This is a genomic window from Pseudomonas sp. MF4836 (assembly GCF_002018875.1).
In the GTDB taxonomy this organism is placed as follows: domain Bacteria; phylum Pseudomonadota; class Gammaproteobacteria; order Pseudomonadales; family Pseudomonadaceae; genus Aquipseudomonas.
In genome coordinates, this window is sequence record NZ_MVOL01000008.1 from 1 (window position 1) to 25,866 (window position 25,866).

Consider the following 25,866-nt stretch of genomic DNA (forward strand, 5'->3'; position numbering starts at 1 on the left):
CTTGAGTTCCCTGAAGGGCCGTCGAAGACTACGACGTTGATAGGTTGGGTGTGTAAGCGCTGTGAGGCGTTGAGCTAACCAATACTAATTGCCCGTGAGGCTTGACCATATAACACCCAAGCAATCTTGTAACTTCGAAAGAAGAACCTGATTGCGGTGTGTGAAGACGAAACGAACCGAAAGTTCGAGAGAAACACACAAATCTATTACATACCCAATTTGCTGAAGCGAGGCCATCTGGTCACGACTCAGTACCCGAATTTCTTGACGACCATAGAGCATTGGAACCACCTGATCCCATCCCGAACTCAGCAGTGAAACGATGCATCGCCGATGGTAGTGTGGGGTTTCCCCATGTGAGAGTAGGTCATCGTCAAGATTAAATTCCGAAACCCCTGATTGCTAACGCAATCAGGGGTTTTGTTTTTGCGCGCAGGAAAGCCAAGGCTTCATAAGTGGGGCTTGTCTTCAGTTACTTGCTTCAAGCGACTTTGCTTGCCGCTGTTTTCTATGCAACTCCCGTGTGCATAGCTATCATGCCTGCCTCTTTGTGAGGCGAGACTTGCATGTTGATGTTGTTAGAGCTTCTTAAGGATGGGCGATTTCACTCGGGGCAGGCCCTGGGCGATGCGCTGGGTATCAGTCGTAGTGCCGTATGGAAGCAGCTGCAGCAGATGGAAGCCGAGCTGGGCCTCTCTATCCATAAGGTCAGGGGGCGCGGCTATCAGTTGGCGGCGCCTATAACGCCCCTCAGTTCCGCTGAGATTGGCCGGCAGGCAGCTGTTTGCCCCTGGAGTGTGCTGGTCTACGACTCGATAGACTCGACTAATGCGAAAGCTCTACTCTTGATTGAGCGTGGGCAGCCTTCGCCGTTCCTGGTGCTGGCCGAACGCCAGACCGCCGGGCGTGGGCGGAGAGGGCGCAAGTGGGTCAGCCCCTTTGCCGAGAACCTCTATTACAGCCTTGTCCTGCGTATTGAAGGTGGGATGCGTCAGCTGGAAGGGCTCAGTTTGGTCGTTGGCCTGGCGGTGATGCAGGCCTTGCGTGAGCTGGGAGTCAGCTCCGCTGGCTTGAAGTGGCCAAACGACGTCTTGGTCGGGCAGAAAAAAATAGCTGGAATTCTATTGGAGCTGGTCGGAGATCCCGCGGATGTCTGTCATGTGGTCCTGGGGGTTGGAATAAATGCGAACATGCGCAGTGCTGACGAGGTTGATCAGGAATGGACTTCGGTGAGGCTTGAGACCGGCAAGACCGTTGACCGTAATGAGCTGGCGGCCCGACTGAGTCTCGTGCTCAAGTCCTACCTGGATCGGCATCAGCTGTCTGGATTTTCGGCTATCCAGGAAGAGTGGGAACAAAACCACTTATGGCAGGGACGACCTGTCTCGCTCATTGCGGGTGTCAACAGGATCGACGGGGTTGTTGTAGGTATTGATCGCCAAGGTGCTTTGCGCTTGATGGTAGATGGTGCCGAGAGGGTTTACAGCGGTGGTGAGCTCAGCCTGAGGTTGCGCGATGATTCTTGAGCTCGACTGTGGAAATAGCTTCATCAAGTGGCGTGTGCTGCATGCAGATGCGATCTTGGTTTTTGCCGAAGGCGTGGTCGATTCTGATCAGGTGCTTTCAGAGAGTCTGCATGGGCTGTCCGGTCTTGCGCTGACGCATTGCCGATTGGTTAGTGTGCGTAGTGCAGAAGAAACCGCCAAGCTGGTCACGCTATTGGTCGACGCATTTTCTGTATCGGTATCCTGTGCCAGTTCGGCTCGGGAGATGGCCGGCGTGCGCAATGGCTATGAGGATTTCGAAAAGCTCGGTCTGGATCGCTGGCTGGCCATGTTGGGCGGTTTTCGCCTAGCTAAAGGGGCTTGCCTGGTGCTCGATTTCGGAACGGCTGTAACGGCGGATTTTATTGCCGCTGACGGTGAGCACCTGGGGGGCTTTATTTGTCCGGGGATGCCCTTGATGCGCAGCCAGTTGCGAACTCATACCCGGCGAATTCGTTACGATGACCTGTCCGCTGAGCGTGCGCTGGTCAATCTGCTTCCGGGGCGCACCACAGTCGAGGCTGTAGAGCGAGGCTGCTTGTTGATGCTGAGGGGGTTTGTGCTGACTCAGTTAGAGCTGGCGCGCAGTTATTGGGGGGATGACTTCGTCGTCTTTCTCACTGGGGGTGACGCCGACCTGGTCTTGGGGATGGTGCCGCAAGGTCGGCTTGTGCCGGATCTTGTTTTTGTCGGGTTGGCCATGGCCTGCCCATTAACCTGAGGTTTCTATGCGTTGGTTGTTCCTGCTGCTCTTGGTTCTCAATGTGTTTTATTACGTCTGGCATCAGCAGGAAGTACCGTTACGCGCAAAAGAAGTGACATCGCTCAGTTTGTATAAGGGCTCGCAGCAGGATATCCGCTTGCTGAGCGAGTCGGCCGACGTTGTTGCGCGACGCGAGAAGAGCAAGGTTGGAGAGGTGGAGGCTGGTTGTCTCTATGTCGGTGGCTTTGCTCGTCGAGACCAGGCTCAGCAGCTTGAGCGGAGCTTGATTGGCTTAAAAGTTGAGGCTCAATTGCAATTTGTGAATCTGCCGAACGCTAACGGTTATTGGCTGCGTGTTGTGCCCGAAAGCAGGCATTTGCTGGACGAATTGCAGTTGACGAACCTTGCCAAGGAATTCAATGAGTTAAAACATAAAATAATGCCGTGCGAAGGCATTGCAACTGTCGAATAGTTTGCATAGAATGGCGCCCGCTTCGCAGTGAAGACCTCTTGGGGTTGGAATCGCGAAGCGAGGTCAACGCAGCTAACCTCAGGTTTTTAATGAGAAAATGCTTGACAGAAGGGCAGCTTAGTATAAAATGCTGCCTCGCTTAGGAGGGGTTCCCGAGCGGCCAAAGGGATCAGACTGTAAATCTGACGTCTACGACTTCGAAGGTTCGAATCCTTCCCCCTCCACCATTTTTAGCGTGAGCTGCAAGCTTACGCGGGTATAGTTTAGTGGTAGAACCTCAGCCTTCCAAGCTGATGATGCGGGTTCGATTCCCGCTACCCGCTCCAAGTTTTCAGGTTGTGCAAAGTGTTTTGCTCTTGTAGCTCAGTTGGTAGAGCACACCCTTGGTAAGGGTGAGGTCAGCGGTTCAAATCCGCTCAAGAGCTCCATAATAACAAGGCAGATATGAAAATATCTGCCTTTGTTTTAATGGCTGGTGTGACTTGTTTAATTCTTCTCCTGAGGGTGATTTCGATGGCTAAGGAAAAGTTCGAACGTAATAAGCCGCACGTCAACGTAGGTACTATCGGTCACGTGGACCATGGTAAGACTACCCTGACTGCTGCTCTGACTCGCGTCTGCTCCGAGGTTTTCGGTTCGGCAAAGGTTGACTTCGACAAAATCGATAGCGCCCCAGAAGAAAAGGCTCGTGGCATCACCATTAATACTGCTCACGTTGAGTATGATTCGGCTGTGCGCCATTACGCGCATGTTGATTGCCCGGGTCACGCTGACTACGTAAAAAACATGATCACCGGTGCTGCGCAGATGGATGGAGCTATCCTGGTCTGCTCGGCTGCTGATGGTCCGATGCCGCAAACTCGTGAGCACATCTTGTTGTCTCGCCAGGTTGGCGTTCCGTACATCGTTGTCTTCCTGAATAAGGCTGACATGGTCGATGATGCTGAGCTGCTCGAGCTGGTCGAGATGGAAGTGCGCGACTTGCTGAGCACTTATGATTTCCCGGGTGATGATACTCCTATCATCATTGGCTCGGCTCTCATGGCTTTGAACGGCCAGGACGACAACGAGATGGGCACCACTGCCGTCAAGAAGTTGGTCGAGACGCTGGATACTTACATTCCGCAGCCTGAGCGCGCTATTGATAAGCCGTTCCTGATGCCGATCGAGGATGTTTTCTCGATCTCTGGTCGCGGTACTGTTGTAACTGGTCGTGTTGAGCGTGGCATTGTTCGCATCCAGGAAGAGGTTGAGATTGTTGGTCTTCGTGACACGGTCAAAACAACCTGTACTGGTGTTGAAATGTTCCGCAAGCTGCTCGATGAGGGTCGTGCTGGTGAAAACTGCGGCGTTCTGCTGCGTGGTACCAAGCGTGATGATGTTGAGCGTGGTCAGGTCCTGGTTAAGCCGGGTACTGTCAAGCCGCACACTAAGTTCACTGCAGAGGTTTATGTCCTGAGTAAGGAGGAGGGTGGTCGTCACACTCCGTTCTTCAAGGGCTACCGTCCACAGTTCTATTTCCGGACCACTGATGTGACCGGTAATTGCGAACTGCCGGAAGGTGTTGAGATGGTGATGCCGGGTGACAACATTCAGATGACTGTCACTTTGATCAAAACCATCGCAATGGAAGATGGTTTGCGTTTCGCCATTCGTGAGGGCGGTCGTACCGTCGGCGCGGGTGTTGTGGCTAAAGTCATCGAGTAAGTTGTTGATATATCTTCATCGGGCCGGCATAATGGTCGGCCTGATTTTGTTTTTAGGTCAGTAGCTCAATTGGCAGAGCGACGGTCTCCAAAACCGTAGGTTGGGGGTTCGATTCCCTCCTGACCTGCCAGATTCACTCAGTGTGTCTGGCTTTCTTTTCACAGGATCTTCATAGATGACTCCTAAGGCTGAAGCTCAAGGCTCTCGCTTCGATCTGCTCAAGTGGCTTGTAGTAGTCGCTCTTGTGGTCGTTGGCGTTGTTGGCAATCAGTACTACTCTGCTTCGCCGATCCTGTACCGTGTACTCGCTTTGCTTGCTATTGCTGCTGTAGCTGCCTTTGTAGGTCTGCAGACTGCCAAGGGCAAGTCTTTCTTTGTACTGGTTAAGGAAGCTCGCACCGAGATTCGTAAAGTCGTGTGGCCAACCCGCCAAGAAACCACGCAGACCACATTGATTGTTGTGGCTGTTGTTCTGGTTATGGCGTTGCTGTTGTGGGGGCTTGATTCCCTGCTCGGTTGGCTTGTTTCCTTGATTGTTGGCTAAGGGTGTCCCGTGGCTAAGCGTTGGTACGTTGTGCATGCTTACTCGGGTTACGAGAAGCATGTAATGCGCTCGTTGGTAGAGCGCGTAAAGCTGGCTGGCATGGAAGATGGATTCGGCGAAATTCTGGTTCCCACTGAAGAAGTGGTTGAAATGCGTAATGGCCAGAAGCGCAAAAGCGAGCGTAAATTCTTCCCAGGTTACGTGCTGGTACAGATGGACATGAACGAGGGTACTTGGCACTTGGTCAAGGACACTCCTCGCGTGATGGGCTTTATTGGCGGTACTGCCGACAAACCTGCGCCGATCACCGACAAGGAGGCGGAAGCTATCCTGCGTCGCGTCGCTGACGGTAGCGACAAGCCCAAGCCTAAGACGCTGTTCGAGCCAGGTGAAGTTGTTCGCGTCACTGATGGTCCGTTCGCTGATTTTAATGGCACGGTCGAAGAAGTTAACTACGAAAAGAGTCGCATCCAAGTGGCTGTGCTCATTTTCGGTCGCTCTACCCCGGTAGAGCTAGAGTTCAGTCAGGTCGAAAAGGCATAACTGAACGAGAATCCCATACCCCGCAGCCCCAGGCTGTGGGGTTTTTTCGTCACTGGGATAAACGCGCAAGTAACCGGGGAGCCTTTTCAGGCGTCTGAACCCGTAATTGGAGTGCCTCATGGCCAAGAAGATTACCGCTTACATCAAGCTGCAAGTGAAGGCCGCTCAGGCCAACCCAAGCCCACCCGTCGGTCCAGCTCTGGGTCAGCACGGCGTGAACATCATGGAGTTCTGCAAGGCTTTCAACGCCCGTACTCAGGGTATTGAGCCAGGTCTGCCGACTCCAGTGATCATCACTGTATACAGCGACCGTAGCTTCACCTTCGAAACCAAGTCGACCCCGGCTTCGGTTCTATTGAAGAAAGCTGCTGGTCTGACTAGCGGTTCCGCTCGTCCTAACACCGTTAAGGTTGGCACCGTGACCCGTGCTCAGCTGGAAGAAATCGCGAAAACCAAAAACGCGGATCTGACTGCAGCTGATATGGATGCAGCCGTGCGTACCATCGCCGGTTCTGCTCGTAGCATGGGCCTTAACGTGGAGGGTGTGTAATGGCTAAGCTGACCAAGCGCCAAAAGGCTATCGCCGGCAAAATCGAAGCGGGCAAGTCCTACAACTTTGTAGACGCTGCTGCTCTGCTGACTGAGCTGTCGACTGTCAAGTTCAGCGAGTCCGTTGACGTTGCTGTAAACCTGGGTGTTGACCCGCGTAAATCCGACCAGGTCGTTCGTAGCGCTACTGTGCTGCCACACGGCACTGGCAAGACCGTTCGCGTTGCTGTGTTCACCCAAGGCCCAGCTGCTGAAGCAGCTCTGGCTGCCGGCGCAGATCGCGTTGGCATGGACGACCTGGCTGCCGAAATGAAAGGCGGCGACCTGAACTATGACGTCGTAATTGCTTCCCCGGATGCAATGCGCGTTGTAGGTCAGTTGGGTCAGATCCTCGGTCCACGCGGCCTGATGCCTAACCCTAAAGTCGGCACCGTAACTCCAGACGTAGCTACCGCGGTTAAAAACGCCAAGGCTGGTCAGGTTCGTTATCGCACCGACAAAAACGGCATCATCCACACTTCCGTTGGCAAGGTCGGTTTCGACGCCGTCAAGCTGAAGGAAAACGTTGAAGCACTGATCGCTGATCTGAAGCGTATCAAGCCAGCTTCTTCGAAAGGCATCTACGTCAAGCGCGTTACCCTGAGCACCACTATGGGCCCAGGTCTGGTCATCGACCAAGGCTCGCTGGACGTATAAGAACACAAGTTGGTGCAAGCGATTGCGCCAACTGAAAGATTGGGGTCCCTGCCTGGCGGGGGCTATCCAAGACCGTAGGCGACGCAAGTCTTAAACCTCAAGCCTACGCAGATGGTGCTCCCGGTTCCTTACCGAATCAGACACCAAAACGACATCCGGCCTCGGTTGGATGAAACGGTAACAAGCAGGAGTTAAACCCGTGGCAATTAAACTCGAAGACAAGAAGGCCATCGTCGCTGAAGTCAACGAGGCTGCCAAAGCTGCTCTGTCCGCTGTCGTGGCTGATGCCCGTGGTGTGACAGTAGGCGCTATGACCGGACTCCGTAAAGAGGCCCGTGAAGCTGGCGTTTACGTACGCGTTGTACGTAACACCCTGCTCAAGCGCGCTGTTGCTGGCACTCAATATGACGTGCTCAACGACGTGTTCACTGGCCCGACCTTGATCGCATTCTCCAAAGAACATCCGGGCGCTGCTGCTCGTATCTTCAAAGAGTTTGCCAAAGGTCAGGACAAGTTCGAGATCAAGGCAGCTGCGTTCGAGGGCAAGTTCCTCGCAGCTAATCAGATCGACGTACTGGCAAGCCTGCCGACCCGTGACGAAGCAATTTCTCAGCTGATGAGCGTGATTCAAGGCGCAACCAGCAAATTGGCTCGTACTCTGGCGGCTCTTCGCGACCAGAAAGAAGCTGCCGCAGCCTAAGGCTGAGCATCTCCTTTTGCGTTTATTGTTTATTTCGATGGCCGCTTAGGCCGTCACCCCAATACAGGAATTTATAGTCATGTCTCTGACTAACGACCAAATCATCGAAGCAATCGGCGAAAAATCCGTTCTGGAAATCGTTGAGCTGATCAAGGCCATGGAAGAGAAGTTCGGCGTTTCCGCTGCCGCTGCTTCCGCTGGTCCAGCTGCTGTTGCTGCCGTTGTTGAAGAACAAACTGAATTCAACGTCATGCTGCTCGAAGCTGGCGAGAAGAAAGTTAACGTGATCAAGGCTGTACGTGAACTGACCGGTCTGGGCCTGAAAGAAGCCAAGGCTGTAGTTGACGGCGCTCCTGCCCTGGTTCTGGAAGCTGTAGCTAAAGAAGCAGCTGACAAAGCCAAAGCAACTCTGGAAGAAGCAGGCGCTAAAGTCGAGCTGAAGTAAGCATCGACTTTGCGTTTCCAGCCCGAGCGTTAAGCGACAGGCTGATGGCTGGTGGCTCTTGCCACCGGCCTTTTTCCGTTATTGGCAGCCGACTGGGTCGGTGTCTCTAACGAGCTGTAACCACCCTGTGCGGTGGCGCAAACCATGGGGTTTGCACGATTTTCTGGCTGCTCCCGTCGGGAGGGGCCAAACAAGCAGGTGACCAAGCTGGGGAACGCTGATGGCTTACTCATATACTGAGAAAAAACGTATCCGCAAGGACTTTAGCAAGTTGCCGGACGTCATGGATGTGCCGTACCTCCTGGCCATCCAGCTGGATTCGTATCGTGAATTCTTGCAAGCGGGAGCGACTAAAGATCAGTTCCGCGACGTGGGCCTGCATGCGGCCTTCAAATCCGTTTTCCCGATCATCAGCTACTCCGGCAATGCTGCGTTGGAGTATGTCGGTTATCGTCTGGGCGAACCGGCGTTTGATGTCAAAGAATGCGTGTTGCGCGGTGTAACTTACGCCGTACCTTTGCGGGTAAAAGTGCGCCTGATCATTTTCGACAAAGAATCGTCGAACAAAGCGATCAAGGACATCAAAGAGCAAGAAGTCTACATGGGTGAAATCCCCCTGATGACTGAGAACGGTACCTTCGTAATTAACGGTACCGAGCGTGTAATCGTTTCCCAGCTGCACCGTTCCCCTGGCGTTTTCTTCGACCACGACCGTGGCAAGACGCACAGCTCCGGTAAGCTGCTGTACTCGGCGCGGATCATTCCTTACCGTGGTTCGTGGTTGGACTTCGAGTTCGACCCGAAAGATTGCGTATTCGTACGTATCGACCGTCGTCGCAAGCTACCTGCATCGGTACTGCTGCGCGCGCTGGGCTACACCACAGAAGAAGTGCTGGACGCTTTCTATACCACCAACGTATTCCATGTGAAGGGTGAAAACCTGAGCCTGGAGCTGGTGCCTCAGCGCCTGCGTGGTGAAATTGCCGTCCTCGATATTCTGGATGACAAAGGCAAGGTTATTGTCGAGCAAGGTCGTCGTATCACCGCTCGTCACATCAACCAGCTGGAAAAAGCCGGGATCAAAGAGCTGGAAGTGCCTCTGGACTACGTCCTGGGTCGCACTACCGCCAAGGTCATCGTGCATCCGGCCACCGGCGAAATCCTGGCAGAGTGCAATACCGAGCTGAATACCGAGATCCTGGCAAAAATCGCCAAGTCTCAGGTCGTTCGTATCGAAACTCTGTACACCAACGATATCGACTGCGGTCCGTTCGTCTCCGACACGTTGAAGATCGACTCCACCAGCAACCAACTGGAAGCGCTGGTCGAGATCTATCGCATGATGCGTCCTGGCGAGCCGCCAACCAAAGACGCTGCCGAAACCCTGTTCAACAACCTGTTCTTCAGCCCTGAGCGTTATGACCTGTCTGCGGTCGGCCGGATGAAGTTCAACCGTCGTATCGGTCGTACCGAGATCGAAGGTTCGGGCGTGCTGTGCAAGGAAGACATCGTTGCGGTCCTGAAGACTCTGGTCGACATCCGTAACGGCAAGGGCATCGTCGATGACATCGACCACCTGGGTAACCGTCGTGTTCGCTGCGTAGGCGAAATGGCCGAGAACCAGTTCCGCGTTGGCCTGGTACGTGTTGAGCGTGCGGTCAAAGAGCGTCTGTCGATGGCTGAAAGCGAAGGCCTGATGCCGCAAGACTTGATCAACGCCAAGCCAGTGGCTGCGGCGGTGAAAGAGTTCTTCGGTTCCAGCCAGCTTTCCCAGTTCATGGACCAGAACAACCCGCTGTCCGAGATCACCCACAAGCGCCGTGTTTCTGCACTGGGCCCGGGCGGTCTGACGCGTGAGCGTGCTGGCTTTGAAGTTCGTGACGTACACCCGACTCACTACGGTCGTGTATGCCCGATCGAAACGCCGGAAGGTCCGAACATCGGTCTGATCAACTCCTTGGCGGCCTATGCGCGCACCAACCAGTACGGCTTCCTCGAGAGCCCGTACCGTGTGGTGAAAGACGCTCTGGTTACCGACGAGATCGTGTTCCTGTCCGCCATCGAAGAAGCTGATCACGTGATCGCTCAGGCTTCGGCCACGATGAACGACAAGAAGATGCTGATCGACGAGCTGGTAGCTGTTCGTCACTTGAACGAGTTCACCGTCAAGGCGCCAGAAGACGTCACCTTGATGGACGTATCGCCGAAGCAGGTAGTTTCGGTTGCAGCGTCGCTGATCCCGTTCCTCGAGCACGATGACGCCAACCGTGCGTTGATGGGTTCCAACATGCAGCGTCAAGCTGTACCCACCCTGCGTGCTGACAAGCCGCTGGTCGGTACCGGCATGGAGCGTAACGTAGCTCGTGACTCCGGCGTTTGCGTCGTGGCTCGTCGTGGCGGTGTTATCGATTCCGTTGATGCAAGCCGTATCGTGGTTCGTGTTGCTGATGACGAAGTTGAAACCGGTGAAGCTGGTGTCGACATCTACAACCTGACCAAATACACCCGCTCCAACCAGAACACATGCATCAACCAGCGTCCGCTGGTGCGTAAAGGTGATCGTGTTCAGCGTAGCGACATCATGGCTGATGGCCCGTCCACCGATATGGGTGAGCTGGCGTTGGGTCAGAACATGCGCATCGCGTTCATGGCCTGGAACGGTTACAACTTCGAAGACTCCATCTGCTTGTCGGAACGAGTTGTTCAGGAAGACCGCTTTACCACGATCCACATTCAGGAACTGACCTGTGTGGCACGTGACACCAAGCTTGGGCCAGAGGAAATCACTGCAGACATCCCTAATGTGGGTGAAGCTGCACTGAACAAGCTGGACGAAGCCGGTATCGTTTACGTAGGTGCTGAAGTTGGCGCGGGCGACATCCTGGTGGGCAAGGTCACTCCGAAAGGCGAGACCCAGCTGACTCCGGAAGAGAAACTGCTGCGTGCAATCTTCGGTGAAAAAGCCAGCGACGTTAAAGACACCTCCCTGCGCGTACCTACCGGTACCAAAGGTACTGTCATCGACGTACAGGTCTTCACTCGTGACGGCGTTGAGCGTGATGCTCGTGCACTGTCGATCGAGAAGAGCCAGCTCGACGAGATCCGCAAGGATCTGAACGAAGAGTTCCGCATCGTTGAAGGCGCTACTTTCGAACGTCTGCGTTCCGCCCTGGTCGGCCATAAAGCCGAAGGCGGCGCCGGTCTGAAGAAAGGTCAGGACATCACCGACGAAGTACTCGACGGTCTTGAGCATGGTCAGTGGTTCAAACTGCGCATGGTTGAAGACGCTCTTAACGAGCAGCTCGAGAAGGCTCAGGCCTATATCGTTGATCGTCGCCGTCTGCTGGACGACAAGTTCGAAGACAAGAAGCGCAAACTGCAGCAGGGCGATGACCTGGCTCCAGGCGTGCTGAAAATCGTCAAGGTTTACCTGGCAATCCGTCGTCGCATCCAACCGGGCGACAAGATGGCCGGTCGTCACGGTAACAAAGGTGTGGTCTCCGTGATCATGCCGGTTGAAGACATGCCGCACGATGCCAATGGCACCCCGGTCGACGTCGTTCTCAACCCGTTGGGCGTACCTTCGCGTATGAACGTTGGTCAGATTCTCGAAACCCACCTGGGCCTCGCGGCTAAAGGCTTGGGCGAGAAGATCAATCGCATGATCGAAGAGCAGCGTAAAGTTGCTGAACTGCGCAAGTTCCTGGACGAGATCTACAACCAGATCGGCGGCCGTAACGAAGATCTGGATAGCTTCTCCGATCAGGAAATCCTGGATCTGGCGAAAAACCTGCGCGGCGGCGTACCGATGGCCACTCCGGTGTTCGACGGTGCCAAGGAAATCGAAATCAAGGCCATGCTGAAACTGGCTGACCTGCCAGAAAGCGGCCAGATGCAGTTGACCGACGGCCGTACCGGCAACAAGTTCGAGCGCCCGGTTACTGTTGGCTACATGTACATGCTGAAGCTGAACCACTTGGTAGACGACAAGATGCACGCTCGTTCTACCGGTTCGTACAGCCTGGTTACCCAGCAGCCGCTGGGTGGTAAGGCGCAGTTCGGTGGTCAGCGTTTCGGGGAGATGGAGGTCTGGGCACTGGAAGCATACGGTGCTGCATACACTCTGCAAGAAATGCTCACAGTGAAGTCGGACGATGTGAACGGTCGGACCAAGATGTACAAAAACATCGTGGACGGCGATCACCGTATGGAGCCGGGCATGCCCGAGTCCTTCAACGTGTTGATCAAAGAAATTCGTTCCCTCGGCATCGATATCGATCTGGAAACCGAATAACACGTGACGCGAATCGAGAGCGGGGCTGGATTGCCCGCTCTCTGCTCCGCCAGGAGGAAAGGCCTTGAAAGACCTACTGAATTTGCTGAAAAACCAGGGTCAAGTCGAAGAGTTCGACGCCATCCGTATCGGATTGGCATCGCCTGAGATGATCCGTTCGTGGTCGTTCGGTGAAGTTAAAAAGCCGGAAACCATCAACTACCGTACGTTCAAACCCGAGCGTGACGGCCTGTTCTGCGCCAAGATCTTTGGCCCGGTTAAGGATTACGAGTGCCTGTGCGGTAAGTACAAGCGCCTGAAACACCGCGGTGTGATCTGCGAGAAGTGCGGCGTTGAAGTTGCACTGGCCAAGGTTCGTCGTGAGCGCATGGCGCACATCGAACTGGCTTCTCCGGTTGCCCACATCTGGTTCCTGAAATCGCTGCCGTCCCGTATCGGCTTGCTGATGGACATGACCCTGCGTGATATCGAACGCGTTCTCTACTTTGAGAGCTATGTCGTTATCGATCCAGGCATGACCACCCTTGAAAAGGGTCAGCTGCTGAACGACGAGCAGTACTTCGAAGCGCTGGAAGAGTTCGGTGACGATTTCGATGCCCGCATGGGTGCCGAAGCTGTTCGTGAGCTGTTGCACGCTATCGATCTGGAGCACGAGATTGGTCGTCTGCGTGAAGAGATTCCGCAAACCAACTCCGAAACCAAAATCAAGAAGCTGTCCAAGCGTCTGAAGTTGATGGAAGCCTTCCAGGGTTCCGGCAACCTGCCAGAGTGGATGGTGCTGACCGTTCTGCCGGTTCTGCCGCCAGATCTGCGTCCACTGGTCCCGCTGGATGGCGGTCGCTTCGCGACTTCCGACCTCAACGATCTGTATCGTCGAGTGATCAACCGTAACAACCGTTTGAAGCGCCTGCTTGATCTGTCCGCTCCGGACATCATCGTGCGCAACGAAAAACGTATGTTGCAGGAAGCCGTCGACGCATTGCTCGACAACGGTCGTCGTGGCCGCGCTATCACCGGTTCCAACAAGCGTCCTCTGAAATCCCTGGCTGACATGATCAAGGGTAAGCAAGGTCGTTTCCGTCAGAACTTGCTCGGTAAGCGTGTTGACTACTCCGGTCGTTCGGTAATTACCGTGGGTCCGACCCTGCGTCTGCACCAGTGCGGTCTGCCGAAGAAGATGGCTCTCGAGCTGTTCAAGCCGTTCATTTTCGGCAAGCTGGAAATGCGTGGTCTCGCTACCACCATCAAAGCTGCCAAGAAGATGGTCGAGCGTGAGCTGCCAGAGGTTTGGGACGTACTCGCTGAAGTAATCCGCGAACACCCAGTGCTTCTCAACCGTGCACCGACCCTTCACCGTCTGGGTATCCAGGCGTTTGAACCGGTACTGATCGAAGGTAAGGCTATCCAGCTGCACCCGTTGGTCTGTGCTGCGTACAACGCCGACTTCGACGGCGACCAAATGGCCGTGCACGTACCGCTGACGCTGGAAGCCCAGTTGGAAGCGCGTGCGTTGATGATGTCGACCAACAACATTCTGTCGCCAGCCAACGGTGAGCCAATCATCGTTCCGTCGCAGGACGTTGTATTGGGTCTGTATTACATGACCCGTGAAGCGATCAATGCCAAGGGCGAAGGTCGTATCTTCGCTGACCTGCAGGAAGTCGACCGCGTATTCCGCGCCGGCGAAGCTGCGCTGCACGCCAAGATCAAGGTTCGTATCAACGAAACCGTTAACGATCGTGATGGCGGCAGCGTGAGCGGCACCCGTATTGTCGACACCACTGTCGGCCGTGCGCTGCTGTTCCAGGTTGTGCCTAAAGGTCTGTCCTTCGACGTCGTCAACCTGCCGATGAAGAAAAAGGCGATCTCCAAGCTGATCAACCAGTGCTACCGCGTGGTTGGTCTGAAAGAGACCGTGATCTTCGCTGACCAGTTGATGTACACCGGTTTTGCTTATTCGACCATTTCCGGCGTTTCCATCGGTGTTAACGACTTCGTTATCCCGGATGAAAAAGCCCGCATCATCGGTGCTGCTACCGACGAAGTGAAAGAGATCGAAAGCCAGTACGCCTCCGGCCTGGTAACCCAGGGCGAGAAGTACAACAAAGTGATCGACCTTTGGTCGAAAGCGAACGACGAAGTTTCCAAGGCGATGATGGCCAACCTCTCGAAAGAGAAAGTCATCGACCGCAATGGTGTCGAAGTCGAGCAAGAATCGTTCAACTCGATGTACATGATGGCCGACTCGGGCGCACGGGGTTCTGCGGCGCAGATCCGTCAGCTCGCCGGTATGCGTGGCCTGATGGCCAAGCCGGACGGCTCCATCATTGAAACGCCGATTACTGCGAACTTCCGTGAAGGTTTGAGCGTACTTCAGTACTTCATCTCGACTCACGGTGCTCGTAAAGGTTTGGCGGATACCGCGTTGAAAACTGCGAACTCCGGTTACCTGACTCGTCGTCTGGTAGACGTGGCGCAGGATCTGGTTGTAACCGAGATCGATTGCGGCACCGAGCACGGCCTGTTGATGACTCCGCACATTGAAGGCGGTGACGTTGTAGAGCCGCTGGGTGAGCGCGTATTGGGTCGTGTTATTGCCCGTGACGTATTCAAGCCGGGTACCGAGGAAGTTATCGTTCCTGCCGGCACCCTGGTAGATGAGAAGTGGGTCGAGTTCATCGAGCTAAACAGCATCGACGAAGTGATCGTGCGTTCGCCGATCAGCTGCGAAACCCGCTACGGCATTTGCGCCAAGTGCTACGGCCGTGACTTGGCTCGTGGTCACCAGGTGAACATTGGTGAAGCTGTCGGCGTTATCGCTGCTCAGTCGATCGGTGAGCCGGGTACCCAGCTGACAATGCGTACGTTCCACATCGGTGGTGCGGCAAGCCGGACCTCCGCAGCTGACAGCGTTCAGGTGAAGAATGGCGGTACCGTCCGTCTGCATAACCTGAAGCACGTTGAGCGAGTGGATGGTCACCTGGTTGCTGTGTCCCGTTCCGGTGAGCTGGCAATCGCTGATGACTTCGGTCGTGAGCGCGAGCGTTACAAGCTGCCGTACGGTGCTGTGATTTCGGTTAAGGAAGGTGACAAGGTCGACGCTGGCGCAATCGTGGCCAAGTGGGATCCGCACACTCACCCAATCGTTACCGAAATGAAAGGTACCGTGACCTACGTGGGCATGGAAGAAGGCATCACGATCAAGCGTCAGACTGACGAATTGACCGGTATGACCAACATTGAAGTGCTCGACGCGAAAGATCGTCCAGCTGCCGGCAAGGACATTCGTCCTGCTGTGAAGATGGTCGATGACAACGGCAAGGATCTGTTGCTGCCAGGTACTGACGTTATCGCTCAGTACTTCCTGCCAGCCAACGCCCTGGTCGGTGTAGCGGATGGTGCGAAGATCGCGATCGGTGATGTTATCGCTCGTATCCCGCAAGAAACTTCGAAGACCCGTGACATCACCGGTGGTCTGCCGCGTGTTGCCGACTTGTTCGAAGCTCGTCGTCCGAAAGAAGCGTCGATTCTGGCTGAAGTCAGCGGCACCATCGCGTTCGGTAAAGAGACCAAAGGCAAGCGCCGTCTGGTTATCACCCCGAACGACGGTACCGATCCGTACGAAGAGCTGATTCCAAAGTGGCGTCACCTGAACGTCTTCGAAGGCGAGCAAGTGAACCGCGGCGAAGTTATCTCCGACGGTCCAAGCGATCCACACGACATCTTGCGTCTGCTGGGTGTGAGTGCGCTGGCCAAGTACATCGTTAACGAGATCCAGGACGTTTACCGTCTGCAAGGCGTGAAGATCAACGATAAGCACATCGAGACCATTCTGCGTCAGATGCTGCGTAAGGTTGAGATCGCTGAATCTGGCGATTCCACCTTCATCAAGGGCGACCAGATGGAGTTGACTCACGTACTGGTAGAAAACGAGCGTCTGGCTGGCGACGATAAATTTGTTTCCAAATTTACTCGTGTGCTGCTGGGTATCACCAAGGCGTCGTTGTCCACCGAATCGTTCATCTCGGCGGCCTCTTTCCAAGAGACCACTCGCGTACTGACCGAAGCGGCGGTAACCGGCAAGCGCGATTACCTGCGCGGCCTGAAAGAGAACGTGGTTGTGGGTCGTCTGATCCCAGCCGGTACCGGCCTGGCGTATCACAGCGAGCGTAAGCGTCGTCGTGAAGCAGACAAGCCGCTGCGCGTAAGCGCAAGTGAAGTTGAAGCTGCACTGACCGAAGCGCTGAACTCCAGCGGCAACTGAGGTCTGCAGTAGATTGAGATAGGGCCCTGGCCTTCATCGAGCAACTCACCAAGGTGTTTTTACCTTGGCGAGTTGGGCGATGAGGTCGGGGCCTTGCCTTGACTGGGGACAAGATCCTCTTTAGACTCTTGTACCCCTAAATTTGGTGGAGCTTGTGCTCTGCCATTTTGTTTATGTCGAAAGACAACAGTGGAGCTAGTAGATGGCAACTATCAACCAGCTGGTACGTCAGCCGCGTAAGCGTATCGTCGAGAAATCCGACGTGCCTGCGCTGCAGAACTGCCCGCAACGTCGTGGCGTGTGCACTCGCGTGTATACCACTACGCCGAAAAAACCTAACTCGGCACTGCGTAAAGTATGCCGTGTGCGTCTGACCAACGGTTTCGAGGTTTCCTCGTACATCGGCGGTGAAGGCCACAACCTGCAAGAGCACAGCGTGGTACTGATCCGCGGCGGTCGTGTAAAAGACTTGCCAGGTGTTCGTTACCACACCGTTCGCGGCTCCCTGGATACCTCCGGCGTTAAAGGTCGTAACCAAGGTCGTTCGAAGTACGGTACCAAGAAGCCTAAGTAGTAGCGGCTTTTTGTAAAAACTGAATCATCTTATTTTCTGAGTCGATAAGAGTAAGGTCGGAGGCGTCCCGAAAGGGCAATGATTCCGAGCGAACCTGAAGACCGTTTGAGGGCTTATCCATGCCAAGAAGACGCGTAGCAGCCAAGCGCGAAGTGCTTGACGATCCAAAATACGGAAGCCAAATTCTGGCCAAGTTCATGAACCACGTAATGGAAAGCGGCAAGAAAGCCGTTGCCGAGCGTATCGTTTATGGCGCGCTGGAAAAGGTTAAAGAACGCAAGAACAGCGACCCCCTGGAAATCTTCGAGAAAGCTCTCGACGCCATCGCTCCGCTGGTCGAAGTGAAGTCGCGCCGTGTAGGCGGTGCTACTTACCAGGTTCCAGTCGAAGTTCGTCCGTCCCGTCGTAACGCCCTGGCAATGCGCTGGTTGGTAGACTTCGCCCGTAAGCGCGGCGAGAAGTCTATGGCTCTGCGTTTGGCTGGCGAACTGTTGGATGCTGCTGAAGGTAAAGGTGCTGCTGTTAAGAAGCGTGAAGACGTGCACCGTATGGCCGAAGCTAACAAAGCTTTCTCGCACTACCGCTTCTAATTTCAGCGTCACTAATTTTGCGAGGGCTTTATGGCTCGTACTACTCCGATTAACCGCTACCGTAACATTGGTATCGTTGCTCACGTGGATGCTGGTAAAACCACCACTACCGAGCGCGTCCTTTTTTACACCGGCGTAAACCACAAGATGGGCGAGGTGCATGACGGCGCCGCGACCACCGACTGGATGGTGCAGGAGCAGGAGCGTGGTATTACCATTACTTCTGCTGCAATCACCACCTTCTGGCAGGGTTCTGCCAAGCAGTTCGACAAATACCGTTTCAACGTAATCGATACCCCGGGCCACGTAGACTTCACTATTGAAGTTGAGCGTTCCCTGCGCGTACTCGACGGCGCGGTAGTTGTGTTCTGCGGTACCTCGGGTGTTGAGCCTCAGTCGGAAACCGTATGGCGTCAAGCCAACAAGTACGGCGTTCCACGTCTTGTTTACGTAAACAAGATGGACCGCGCGGGTGCTAACTTCCTGCGTGTAGTTGCTCAGATCAAACAGCGTCTGGGTCACACTCCGGTGCCTATCCAGTTGGCGATCGGTTCCGAAGACAACTTCCGTGGTCAGATCGATCTGATGAGCATGGAAGCGGTTTACTGGGACGATGCTGATAAAGGCATGGTGCCACGTCGCGAAGCTATTCCTGCAGATATGCTGGAACTGGCTGAAGAGTGGCGCAGCAACATGGTTGAGGCTGCTGCCGAAGCCAACGAAGATCTGATGAACAAGTACCTCGAGGGTGAAGAACTCACCGTCGAAGAAATCAAGGCTGCTCTGCGTCAGCGTACTATCGCTGGCGAAATCGTCTTGGCTGTTTGCGGTTCTTCCTTCAAGAACAAGGGTGTTCCCCTGGTTCTCGACGCCGTTATCGACTACCTGCCTGCACCGGTCGACATTCCTGCCATCAAGGGTACTGACCCGGATGACGAGACTATCGAACTGGAGCGTCATGCAGACGACAGCGAGCCGTTCTCGGCTCTGGCGTTCAAGATTGCTACTGACCCATTCGTGGGTACTTTGACCTTCGTTCGAGTTTACTCGGGCGTGTTGAGCTCCGGCGACGGCGTTATCAACTCGGTTAAAGGCAAGAAAGAGCGCGTGGGTCGTATGGTGCAAATGCACGCAAACGCCCGTGAAGAAATCAAGGAAGTACGCGCTGGTGACATCGCGGCCTTGATCGGCATGAAGGACGTCACCACTGGTGAAACCTTGTGCACCGCTGACAAGCCAATCATCCTGGTTCGCATGGACTTCCCGGAGCCGGTTATTTCGGTTGCCGTTGAGCCTAAGACCAAGGATGACCAGGAAAAAATGGGTATCGCTCTGGGCAAGCTTGCTCAGGAAGATCCATCTTTCCGCGTCAAAACTGATGAAGAGACTGGTCAGACGATCATCTCCGGCATGGGCGAGTTGCACCTGGACATCCTGGTTGACCGGATGCGCCGTGAGTTCAACGTCGAAGCCAACATCGGTAAGCCTCAGGTTTCCTATCGTGAGCGCATCACGAAGAGCTGTGAGATCGAAGGTAAGTTCGTTCGTCAGTCCGGCGGTCGTGGCCAGTTCGGCCATTGCTGGATTCGTTTTGCTCCTGCTGACGAAGGTCAGGAAGGTCTGCAATTCCTGAACGAAGTTGTTGGTGGTGTGGTTCCTAAGGAATACATCCCGGCAATCCAGAAGGGTATCGAAGAGCAGATGAAGAACGGCGTTGTTGCCGGCTATCCGCTGATCGGCCTGAAGGCTACCGTGTTCGATGGTTCTTACCATGACGTCGACTCCAATGAGATGGCGTTTAAGGTTGCTGCTTCCATGGCTACCAAGCAATTGGCTACCAAAGGTGGTGGTGAGCTGCTTGAGCCGATCATGGCGGTAGAGGTTGTTACGCCTGAAGACTATATGGGTGATGTGATGGGCGACCTTAACCGTCGTCGTGGCATGATCCAGGGTATGGAAGACACGGTATCCGGCAAGGTTATTCGCGCCGAGGTTCCGCTGGGTGAGATGTTCGGTTATGCGACCGACGTCCGTTCCATGTCCCAGGGTCGCGCAAGCTACTCTATGGAATTCAAAAAATACGATACAGCTCCGGCGCACATCGTCGAAACTGTCACCAAAAAACAAGGCTGATTCAGTCCTTTAGGCAAGGAGTTAATTGTCGTGGCTAAAGAAAAATTTGACCGTACCCTCCCGCACGTCAACGTTGGCACCATTGGTCACGTTGACCACGGTAAAACCACGCTGACCGCTGCTCTGACTCGCGTCTGCTCCGAAGTTTTCGGTTCGGCTGTTGTTGCTTTCGACAAGATCGACAGCGCTCCAGAAGAGAAGGCTCGTGGTATCACCATCAACACCGCGCACGTTGAATACAACTCGCTGATCCGTCACTACGCTCACGTTGACTGCCCAGGTCACGCTGACTATGTGAAGAACATGATCACCGGTGCTGCTCAGATGGACGGCGCTATCCTGGTTTGCTCGGCCGCTGATGGTCCGATGCCACAAACCCGTGAGCACATCCTGCTGTCCCGTCAGGTTGGCGTTCCGTACATCGTTGTCTTCCTGAACAAGGCTGACATGGTTGACGACGCTGAGCTGCTGGAACTGGTTGAGATGGAAGTGCGCGATCTGCTGAGCACTTACGACTTCCCAGGTGACGACACTCCGATCATCATCGGTTCCGCTCTGATGGCTCTGAACGGCCAAGACGACAACGAAATGGGCACCACTGCCGTTCGTAAACTGGTTGAGACTCTGGACAGCTACATTCCAGATCCAGTTCGTGTTATCGACAAGCCGTTCCTGATGCCAATCGAAGACGTATTCTCGATCTCCGGTCGCGGTACTGTTGTAACTGGCCGTATCGAGCGCGGTATCGTCAAGGTTCAGGATCCACTGGAAATCGTTGGTCTGCGTGACACTACTGTCACCACCTGCACCGGTGTTGAAATGTTCCGTAAGCTGCTCGACGAAGGTCGTGCTGGCGAGAACTGCGGCGTGCTGCTGCGCGGCACCAAGCGTGACGACGTAGAGCGTGGCCAGGTTCTGGTCAAGCCAGGTTCGGTTAAGCCGCACACTACCTTCGAAGCTGAAGTGTACGTGCTGAGCAAAGAAGAAGGCGGTCGTCACACTCCGTTCTTCAAAGGCTACCGTCCACAGTTCTACTTCCGGACCACTGACGTGACCGGTAACTGCGAACTGCCGGAAGGCGTTGAAATGGTAATGCCAGGCGACAACATCAAAATGGTTGTCACCCTGATCAAAACCATCGCAATGGAAGATGGTCTGCGTTTCGCTATTCGTGAAGGCGGTCGTACCGTCGGCGCTGGCGTCGTAGCCAAAATCATCGCCTAAGCGTTGATTGATTAAAAAGCCCTCGCTAGCGGTCTCCGCTGGCGGGGGTTTTTTATTGGGTTGACACTCTGTTGGCCCGTCTATAGAATTGCGCCTCCTTTTAACGGGCGTATTGCGCTCGGTGGGAATAGCAGCCGGAGTCTGAAATCCAATGCAAAATCAGCAAATCCGTATCAGGTTGAAGGCTTTTGACCATCGCCTGATCGACCAATCCACCCAGGAAATCGTGGAAACCGCGAAACGTACTGGTGCTCAAGTGCGTGGTCCAATTCCACTGCCTACCCGTAAAGAGCGGTTCACCGTTCTGGTCTCCCCGCACGTCAACAAAGACGCGCGTGACCAGTACGAGATCCGTACTCATAAGCGCGTTCTGGACATCGTCCAGCCAACGGATAAAACCGTTGATGCTCTTATGAAGCTTGATCTTGCGGCCGGTGTGGAAGTGCAGATCAGCCTCGGCTAAGACTCGGTCTTAGTCGTGTAACGCTCTGAAATGGGCGGCCATAGCGGGTGAAAGCCCCGTACACTCATGAGGTTTACAACATGACTATTGGTGTAGTCGGTCGTAAATGCGGTATGACCCGTATTTTCACCGAAGAAGGTGTCTCCATTCCGGTCACGGTCATTGAGATCGAGCCGAATCGCGTCACCCAGTTCAAAACTGAAGAGACCGATGGCTATCGTGCAGTGCAAGTCACTGTAGGCGAGCGTCGTGCTTCGCGTGTTACAGCTGCTCAAGCTGGCCACTTCGCCAAGGCGAACGTTGCCGCTGGTCGTACCGTAATGGAATTCCGTCTTGAAGAAGGCGACTACCAGGCCGGCGATCTGATCAACGCTGAAATCTTCGCTGCTGGTCAACTGGTTGATGTAACCGGTCAGTCCAAAGGTAAAGGCTTCCAGGGTACGATCAAGCGTTGGAACTTCCGCGGGCAAGATAATACCCACGGTAACTCCGTGTCCCACCGCGTTCCAGGCTCTATCGGCCAGTGCCAGACTCCTGGTCGTGTATTCAAGGGCAAGAAAATGTCCGGTCATATGGGCGCTGAGCGCGTGACCGTGCAGTCCCTTGAAGTAGTGCGCGTGGACGCTGAACGCAATCTGTTGTTGGTCAAGGGCGCTGTTCCTGGCGCTACTGGCGGCAACTTGGTTGTACGTCCAGCAGCCAAGGCTCGCGGTTAAGGGGAAGCTGACATGCAATTAAATGTAAATGACGCTCAAGCGATCGAAGTTTCCGAACTGACATTTGGCGGCGAATTCAACGAGACGCTGGTTCACCAAGCAGTCGTGGCCTACATGGCCGGCGGCCGTCAAGGTAGCAAGCAGCAAAAGACCCGTTCCGACGTTCGTGGTGGCGGTAAGCGCCCATGGCGTCAGAAAGGTACTGGCCGTGCTCGTGCCGGTACTATCCGTAGCCCAATCTGGCGTGGCGGCGGTACCACTTTCGCAGCTCGTCCACAGGATCACACTCAGAAGCTCAACAAGAAGATGTATCGCGCAGCACTGCGCTCCATCCTTGCTGAACTCGTGCGTACTGATCGTCTGGTTGTGGTTCAGGACTTCGCTGTTGATGCACCGAAGACCAAAGATCTGCTGAACAAACTGACCGGCATGGGCCTGACTGACGTCTTGATCGTGTCTGAAGTAGTTGATCAGAACCTGTACCTGGCTGCTCGTAACCTGCCACACGTTGATGTACGTGACGTGCAAGGTTCCGATCCAGTTAGTCTGATCGCATACGACAAGGTGTTGATCACCGTGTCGGCCGTGAAGAAATTCGAGGAGCTGCTGGGATGAACCAGGAACGCGTATTTAAAGTTCTGCTTGGCCCGCACGTTTCCGAGAAGGCTACGGTTCTGGCTGACAAGAAAGGCCAGTTCGTTTTCAAGGTTGCAACTGACGCAACCAAGCTGGAAATCAAGAAGGCCGTCGAATGCCTGTTCAGCGTGAAAGTAGAGCGTGTTACTACCCTGAATGTTCTGGGTAAGAGCAAGCGCACTGCTCGCGGTCTGGGCAAGCGTAATGACTGGAAGAAGGCAGTTATCTCCCTTCAGCCAGGCCAAGATCTCGATTTCAGCAGCAGTGCTGAGTAAGGAAGGGGTGCATCATGGCAATCGTTAAATGCAAACCGACTTCCCCTGGCCGCCGTTTTGTGGTCAAGGTGGTCAACCAGGAGCTGCATAAAGGCGCTCCTCACGCACCGCTGCTCGAGAAAAAATCGAAGACTGGTGGTCGTAACAACAATGGTCGTATTACCACTCGTCACATCGGTGGTGGCCATAAGCAGCATTATCGTCTGGTCGATTTCCGTCGCAACGACAAAGATGGCATCGCTGCCACTGTCGAGCGTATCGAATACGATCCAAACCGTACTGCTCACATCGCTTTGCTGCTGTACGCAGACGGCGAGCGCCGCTACATCATCGCCCCTAAAGGCGTGAGTGCTGGCGACCAGCTGATCGCAGGTGCCTTGGCGCCGATCAAGCCGGGCAACGCTCTGCAACTGCGTAACATTCCAGTTGGTAGCACCGTACACGGCATCGAACTGAAGCCAGGTAAAGGCGCGCAAATCGCTCGTTCGGCAGGTGCTTCGGCCCAGCTGATCGCTCGTGAAGGTGTCTACGTGACCCTGCGTCTGCGCTCTGGTGAAATGCGTAAAGTCCTGGCTGAATGCCGTGCGACCCTGGGTGAAGTCTCGAACTCCGAGCACAGCCTGCGTTCGCTGGGTAAAGCTGGTGCCAAACGCTGGCGTGGCGTTCGCCCAACCGTTCGTGGTGTTGCCATGAACCCGGTTGACCACCCACACGGTGGTGGTGAAGGTCGTACCTCTGGTGGTCGTCATCCGGTATCGCCATGGGGCTTCCCGACTAAGGGCGCGAAGACTCGTGGTAATAAGCGTACCGACAAAATGATCGTCCGTCGTCGCAAGTAAATAGAGGGATACGACAGTGCCACGTTCTCTGAAAAAAGGTCCTTTTATTGATCTTCACCTACTGAAGAAGATCGAAGTGGCGGCGGAAAAGAACGATCGCAAACCAGTTAAGACCTGGTCGCGCCGTTCCATGATCCTGCCACAAATGGTCGGTCTGACCATCGCAGTACACAACGGTCGTCAACATGTTCCAGTTCTCGTGAACGAAGACATGGTCGGCCACAAACTGGGCGAGTTTGCCGGTACCCGCACTTATCGTGGGCACGTGGCAGACAAGAAAGCCAAGCGTTAAGGGGTAAGGAACGATGGAAGTAGCCGCTAAGTTGTCGGGCGCTCGAATCTCCGCCCAGAAAGCCCGCTTGGTCGCCGACCAGATCCGCGGGAAGAAGGTGGGCGAAGCGCTCAACCTGTTGGCTTTCAGCAGTAAGAAAGCCGCCGAGATCATGAAGAAAGTGCTGGAGTCGGCCGTAGCCAACGCCGAGCATAACGAAGGCGCAGACGTTGATGACCTTAAAGTCAGCACCGTTTTCGTCAACGAAGGGCGTTCGCTGAAGCGCATCATGCCACGTGCCAAAGGCCGTGCTGATCGCATCGTCAAGCGGTCTTGCCATATCACTGTCAAGGTTGCTGACAAGTAACGGAGTCGAAGAGATGGGTCAGAAAGTACATCCCATTGGCATTCGCCTGGGAATCGTCAAGGAGCACACCTCCGTCTGGTACGCAGACGGTCGGACTTATGCGGACTATTTGTTCGCTGATCTGAAGGTGCGTGAGTATCTCCAAGACAAACTAAAAAGCGCGTCCGTAAGCCGTATCGATATCCATCGTCCGGCTCAAACTGCACGTATCACCATCCACACCGCTCGTCCAGGTATCGTTATCGGGAAGAAAGGTGAAGATGTTGAGAAACTGCGTCAGGACCTGACCAAGCAAATGGGTGTGCCTGTGCACATCAATATCGAAGAGATCCGTAAGCCGGAACTCGACGGTATGCTGGTTGCGCAGAGCGTAGCTCAGCAGCTGGAGCGCCGTGTAATGTTCCGTCGCGCTATGAAGCGCGCTGTACAGAACGCCATGCGCATTGGTGCCAAAGGCATCAAAATCCAAGTGAGCGGTCGTCTCGGCGGTGCTGAAATCGCACGTACTGAATGGTATCGCGAAGGTCGTGTGCCACTGCACACCCTGCGTGCCGACATCGACTATGCCAACTACGAAGCTCACACCACTTATGGTGTGATCGGTGTAAAGGTTTGGATCTTCAAAGGCGAAGTAATTGGTGGTCGCCAAGAAGAGCTGAAGCCACAAGCACCAGCGCCTCGTAAAAAAGCTGCTAAGTAAGGGGTACGCCAAATGTTGCAACCTAAGCGTACGAAGTTCCGCAAGCAGATGACCGGCCACAACCGTGGCTTGGCATTGCGCGGTAGCAAAGTCAGCTTCGGCGAATATGCGCTGAAGTCTGTAGCTCGTGGTCGTCTCACCGCTCGTCAGATCGAGTCAGCGCGTCGTGCACTGACCCGTCACGTTAAACGTGGCGGCAAGATCTGGATCCGTGTATTCCCGGACAAGCCTATTTCCAAGAAGCCACTCGAAGTTCGGATGGGTAAAGGTAAGGGTAACGTCGAATACTGGGTTGCCCAGATTCAGCCAGGCAAAGTCCTGTATGAAATCGAGGGTGTTTCTGAAGAGCTGGCGCGTGAGGCTTTCGCCCTGGCTGCTGCAAAGCTGCCGCTCGCCACCTCCTTTGTTAAACGGACGGTGATGTGATGAAAGCGAATGAACTTCGTGAAAAATCCGCACAGCAGCTGAACGAGCAACTGCTCGGCCTGCTGCGCGACCAGTTCAATCTGCGTATGCAGAAAGCAACTGGCCAGTTGGGGCAGTCTCATCTGCTCTCGCAAGTTAAGCGTGACATCGCTCGCGTGAAGACTGTGCTCAACCAGCAGGCAGGTAAGTGA

The 25,866-nt window shown here is 54.7% G+C and carries 26 protein-coding genes, 4 tRNA genes and 2 rRNA genes; all 32 read left to right on the forward strand.

Translation table 11 applies throughout. The features are described 5' to 3' along the window. Positions 1-109: ribosomal RNA gene (locus tag MF4836_RS18835) — 23S ribosomal RNA — on the forward strand; the annotation flags it as partial. A gap of 154 nt (positions 110-263) precedes the next feature. Continuing rightward, positions 264-379 (forward strand): 5S ribosomal RNA (rrf, locus tag MF4836_RS18840). Positions 380-566: 187 nt separating this feature from the next. Further along, positions 567-1,526 carry a bifunctional biotin--[acetyl-CoA-carboxylase] ligase/biotin operon repressor BirA gene (gene birA / locus MF4836_RS18845; protein ID WP_078471561.1) on the forward strand — a complete coding sequence of 320 codons (960 nt, stop codon included), beginning with the start codon at positions 567-569 and terminating at the stop codon, positions 1,524-1,526. Continuing rightward, a complete protein-coding gene (locus tag MF4836_RS18850; protein WP_078471562.1) occupies positions 1,516-2,265 on the forward strand; it encodes a pantothenate kinase in 750 nt (249 codons plus the stop codon). The genes birA and MF4836_RS18850 overlap by 11 nt, the downstream gene beginning before the upstream one ends. 7 nt (positions 2,266-2,272) lie before the next feature. Continuing rightward, a complete protein-coding gene (locus tag MF4836_RS18855) occupies positions 2,273-2,719 on the forward strand; it encodes a hypothetical protein (protein WP_078471563.1) in 447 nt (148 codons plus the stop codon). A gap of 142 nt (positions 2,720-2,861) precedes the next feature. Then, a tRNA-Tyr gene (locus MF4836_RS18860) sits at positions 2,862-2,946 on the forward strand. Between the two features lie 25 nt (positions 2,947-2,971). After that, positions 2,972-3,045 (forward strand) — tRNA-Gly (locus tag MF4836_RS18865). 26 nt (positions 3,046-3,071) lie between these two features. Further along, positions 3,072-3,147 (forward strand) — tRNA-Thr (locus tag MF4836_RS18870). Positions 3,148-3,232: 85 nt separating this feature from the next. Next, positions 3,233-4,426, forward strand: coding sequence for an elongation factor Tu (gene tuf / locus MF4836_RS18875; RefSeq protein ID WP_010467251.1), 1,194 nt, complete (start codon positions 3,233-3,235; stop codon positions 4,424-4,426). A gap of 54 nt (positions 4,427-4,480) precedes the next feature. Then, a tRNA-Trp gene (locus tag MF4836_RS18880) sits at positions 4,481-4,556 on the forward strand. Positions 4,557-4,601: 45 nt separating this feature from the next. Continuing rightward, positions 4,602-4,970, forward strand: a complete 369-nt coding sequence (secE, locus tag MF4836_RS18885) for a preprotein translocase subunit SecE (RefSeq protein WP_009045851.1) — start codon at positions 4,602-4,604, stop codon at positions 4,968-4,970. Between the two features lie 9 nt (positions 4,971-4,979). After that, a complete protein-coding gene (gene nusG / locus MF4836_RS18890) occupies positions 4,980-5,513 on the forward strand; it encodes a transcription termination/antitermination protein NusG (protein ID WP_003317113.1) in 534 nt (177 codons plus the stop codon). 118 nt (positions 5,514-5,631) lie between these two features. Further along, the gene (rplK, locus tag MF4836_RS18895; RefSeq protein WP_003210097.1) at positions 5,632-6,063 is read left to right on the forward strand and encodes a 50S ribosomal protein L11; all 432 of its coding nucleotides are present in this window, start codon (positions 5,632-5,634) and stop codon (positions 6,061-6,063) included. Next, complete coding sequence (gene rplA, locus MF4836_RS18900; protein ID WP_003176434.1) at positions 6,063-6,758, forward strand: 50S ribosomal protein L1; 696 nt, start codon at positions 6,063-6,065, stop codon at positions 6,756-6,758. Before rplK ends, rplA begins: the two co-directional genes overlap by 1 nt. 199 nt (positions 6,759-6,957) lie before the next feature. After that, positions 6,958-7,458, forward strand: a complete 501-nt coding sequence (gene rplJ / locus MF4836_RS18905) for a 50S ribosomal protein L10 (RefSeq protein WP_020297845.1) — start codon at positions 6,958-6,960, stop codon at positions 7,456-7,458. Between the two features lie 79 nt (positions 7,459-7,537). Continuing rightward, a complete protein-coding gene (gene rplL / locus MF4836_RS18910; RefSeq protein WP_020297846.1) occupies positions 7,538-7,903 on the forward strand; it encodes a 50S ribosomal protein L7/L12 in 366 nt (121 codons plus the stop codon). A gap of 220 nt (positions 7,904-8,123) precedes the next feature. Beyond that, complete coding sequence (gene rpoB / locus MF4836_RS18915) at positions 8,124-12,197, forward strand: DNA-directed RNA polymerase subunit beta (protein WP_020297847.1); 4,074 nt, start codon at positions 8,124-8,126, stop codon at positions 12,195-12,197. Between the two features lie 64 nt (positions 12,198-12,261). After that, positions 12,262-16,461, forward strand: a complete 4,200-nt coding sequence (gene rpoC, locus MF4836_RS18920) for a DNA-directed RNA polymerase subunit beta' (protein ID WP_020297848.1) — start codon at positions 12,262-12,264, stop codon at positions 16,459-16,461. Positions 16,462-16,663: 202 nt separating this feature from the next. Next, complete coding sequence (gene rpsL / locus MF4836_RS18925; protein ID WP_002555494.1) at positions 16,664-17,035, forward strand: 30S ribosomal protein S12; 372 nt, start codon at positions 16,664-16,666, stop codon at positions 17,033-17,035. A gap of 119 nt (positions 17,036-17,154) precedes the next feature. Next, complete coding sequence (gene rpsG / locus MF4836_RS18930; protein ID WP_002555493.1) at positions 17,155-17,625, forward strand: 30S ribosomal protein S7; 471 nt, start codon at positions 17,155-17,157, stop codon at positions 17,623-17,625. A 30-nt stretch (positions 17,626-17,655) separates the two neighbouring features. Further along, positions 17,656-19,758, forward strand: a complete 2,103-nt coding sequence (gene fusA / locus MF4836_RS18935) for an elongation factor G (protein WP_020297849.1) — start codon at positions 17,656-17,658, stop codon at positions 19,756-19,758. Between the two features lie 30 nt (positions 19,759-19,788). Then, positions 19,789-20,982 carry an elongation factor Tu gene (gene tuf / locus MF4836_RS18940; RefSeq protein ID WP_008145495.1) on the forward strand — a complete coding sequence of 398 codons (1,194 nt, stop codon included), beginning with the start codon at positions 19,789-19,791 and terminating at the stop codon, positions 20,980-20,982. 151 nt (positions 20,983-21,133) lie between these two features. Beyond that, complete coding sequence (gene rpsJ / locus MF4836_RS18945; protein WP_003186070.1) at positions 21,134-21,445, forward strand: 30S ribosomal protein S10; 312 nt, start codon at positions 21,134-21,136, stop codon at positions 21,443-21,445. A gap of 80 nt (positions 21,446-21,525) precedes the next feature. Next, positions 21,526-22,161 carry a 50S ribosomal protein L3 gene (gene rplC / locus MF4836_RS18950; protein WP_007253310.1) on the forward strand — a complete coding sequence of 212 codons (636 nt, stop codon included), beginning with the start codon at positions 21,526-21,528 and terminating at the stop codon, positions 22,159-22,161. A 12-nt stretch (positions 22,162-22,173) separates the two neighbouring features. Beyond that, positions 22,174-22,776, forward strand: coding sequence for a 50S ribosomal protein L4 (gene rplD / locus MF4836_RS18955; RefSeq protein WP_020297850.1), 603 nt, complete (start codon positions 22,174-22,176; stop codon positions 22,774-22,776). Then, on the forward strand, positions 22,773-23,072 hold the full coding sequence (gene rplW, locus MF4836_RS18960) for a 50S ribosomal protein L23 (RefSeq protein ID WP_078471564.1): 300 nt from the start codon (positions 22,773-22,775) through the stop codon (positions 23,070-23,072). Before rplD ends, rplW begins: the two co-directional genes overlap by 4 nt. A 14-nt stretch (positions 23,073-23,086) precedes the next feature. Continuing rightward, on the forward strand, positions 23,087-23,911 hold the full coding sequence (gene rplB / locus MF4836_RS18965) for a 50S ribosomal protein L2 (protein ID WP_003210080.1): 825 nt from the start codon (positions 23,087-23,089) through the stop codon (positions 23,909-23,911). 16 nt (positions 23,912-23,927) lie between these two features. After that, positions 23,928-24,203: a 30S ribosomal protein S19 gene (gene rpsS / locus MF4836_RS18970; protein WP_002555486.1), complete on the forward strand. Its 276-nt coding sequence runs from the start codon at positions 23,928-23,930 to the stop codon at positions 24,201-24,203. A gap of 13 nt (positions 24,204-24,216) precedes the next feature. Continuing rightward, positions 24,217-24,549, forward strand: a complete 333-nt coding sequence (gene rplV, locus MF4836_RS18975) for a 50S ribosomal protein L22 (protein ID WP_003103908.1) — start codon at positions 24,217-24,219, stop codon at positions 24,547-24,549. Positions 24,550-24,562: 13 nt separating this feature from the next. Next, positions 24,563-25,249, forward strand: a complete 687-nt coding sequence (gene rpsC, locus MF4836_RS18980; RefSeq protein WP_003176422.1) for a 30S ribosomal protein S3 — start codon at positions 24,563-24,565, stop codon at positions 25,247-25,249. A gap of 12 nt (positions 25,250-25,261) precedes the next feature. Beyond that, a complete protein-coding gene (gene rplP / locus MF4836_RS18985) occupies positions 25,262-25,675 on the forward strand; it encodes a 50S ribosomal protein L16 (RefSeq protein WP_019409905.1) in 414 nt (137 codons plus the stop codon). Next, positions 25,675-25,866, forward strand: a complete 192-nt coding sequence (gene rpmC / locus MF4836_RS18990; protein WP_002555481.1) for a 50S ribosomal protein L29 — start codon at positions 25,675-25,677, stop codon at positions 25,864-25,866. The genes rplP and rpmC overlap by 1 nt, the downstream gene beginning before the upstream one ends.

Bases quoted from the DNA above. Each gene is read 5' to 3' on its own strand.
- birA (WP_078471561.1), top strand. From the start codon at position 567: ATGTTGATGTTGTTAGAGCTTCTTAAGGATGGGCGATTTCACTCGGGG.
- MF4836_RS18850 (WP_078471562.1), top strand. From the start codon at position 1,516: ATGATTCTTGAGCTCGACTGTGGAAATAGCTTCATCAAGTGGCGTGTG.
- MF4836_RS18855 (WP_078471563.1), top strand. From the start codon at position 2,273: ATGCGTTGGTTGTTCCTGCTGCTCTTGGTTCTCAATGTGTTTTATTAC.
- tuf (WP_010467251.1), top strand. From the start codon at position 3,233: ATGGCTAAGGAAAAGTTCGAACGTAATAAGCCGCACGTCAACGTAGGT.
- secE (WP_009045851.1), top strand. From the start codon at position 4,602: ATGACTCCTAAGGCTGAAGCTCAAGGCTCTCGCTTCGATCTGCTCAAG.
- rplK (WP_003210097.1), top strand. From the start codon at position 5,632: ATGGCCAAGAAGATTACCGCTTACATCAAGCTGCAAGTGAAGGCCGCT.
- rplA (WP_003176434.1), top strand. From the start codon at position 6,063: ATGGCTAAGCTGACCAAGCGCCAAAAGGCTATCGCCGGCAAAATCGAA.
- rplL (WP_020297846.1), top strand. From the start codon at position 7,538: ATGTCTCTGACTAACGACCAAATCATCGAAGCAATCGGCGAAAAATCC.
- rpoB (WP_020297847.1), top strand. From the start codon at position 8,124: ATGGCTTACTCATATACTGAGAAAAAACGTATCCGCAAGGACTTTAGC.
- rpsL (WP_002555494.1), top strand. From the start codon at position 16,664: ATGGCAACTATCAACCAGCTGGTACGTCAGCCGCGTAAGCGTATCGTC.
- rpsG (WP_002555493.1), top strand. From the start codon at position 17,155: ATGCCAAGAAGACGCGTAGCAGCCAAGCGCGAAGTGCTTGACGATCCA.
- fusA (WP_020297849.1), top strand. From the start codon at position 17,656: ATGGCTCGTACTACTCCGATTAACCGCTACCGTAACATTGGTATCGTT.
- rpsJ (WP_003186070.1), top strand. From the start codon at position 21,134: ATGCAAAATCAGCAAATCCGTATCAGGTTGAAGGCTTTTGACCATCGC.
- rplC (WP_007253310.1), top strand. From the start codon at position 21,526: ATGACTATTGGTGTAGTCGGTCGTAAATGCGGTATGACCCGTATTTTC.
- rplD (WP_020297850.1), top strand. From the start codon at position 22,174: ATGCAATTAAATGTAAATGACGCTCAAGCGATCGAAGTTTCCGAACTG.
- rplW (WP_078471564.1), top strand. From the start codon at position 22,773: ATGAACCAGGAACGCGTATTTAAAGTTCTGCTTGGCCCGCACGTTTCC.
- rplB (WP_003210080.1), top strand. From the start codon at position 23,087: ATGGCAATCGTTAAATGCAAACCGACTTCCCCTGGCCGCCGTTTTGTG.
- rplV (WP_003103908.1), top strand. From the start codon at position 24,217: ATGGAAGTAGCCGCTAAGTTGTCGGGCGCTCGAATCTCCGCCCAGAAA.
- rpsC (WP_003176422.1), top strand. From the start codon at position 24,563: ATGGGTCAGAAAGTACATCCCATTGGCATTCGCCTGGGAATCGTCAAG.
- rplP (WP_019409905.1), top strand. From the start codon at position 25,262: ATGTTGCAACCTAAGCGTACGAAGTTCCGCAAGCAGATGACCGGCCAC.
- rpmC (WP_002555481.1), top strand. From the start codon at position 25,675: ATGAAAGCGAATGAACTTCGTGAAAAATCCGCACAGCAGCTGAACGAG.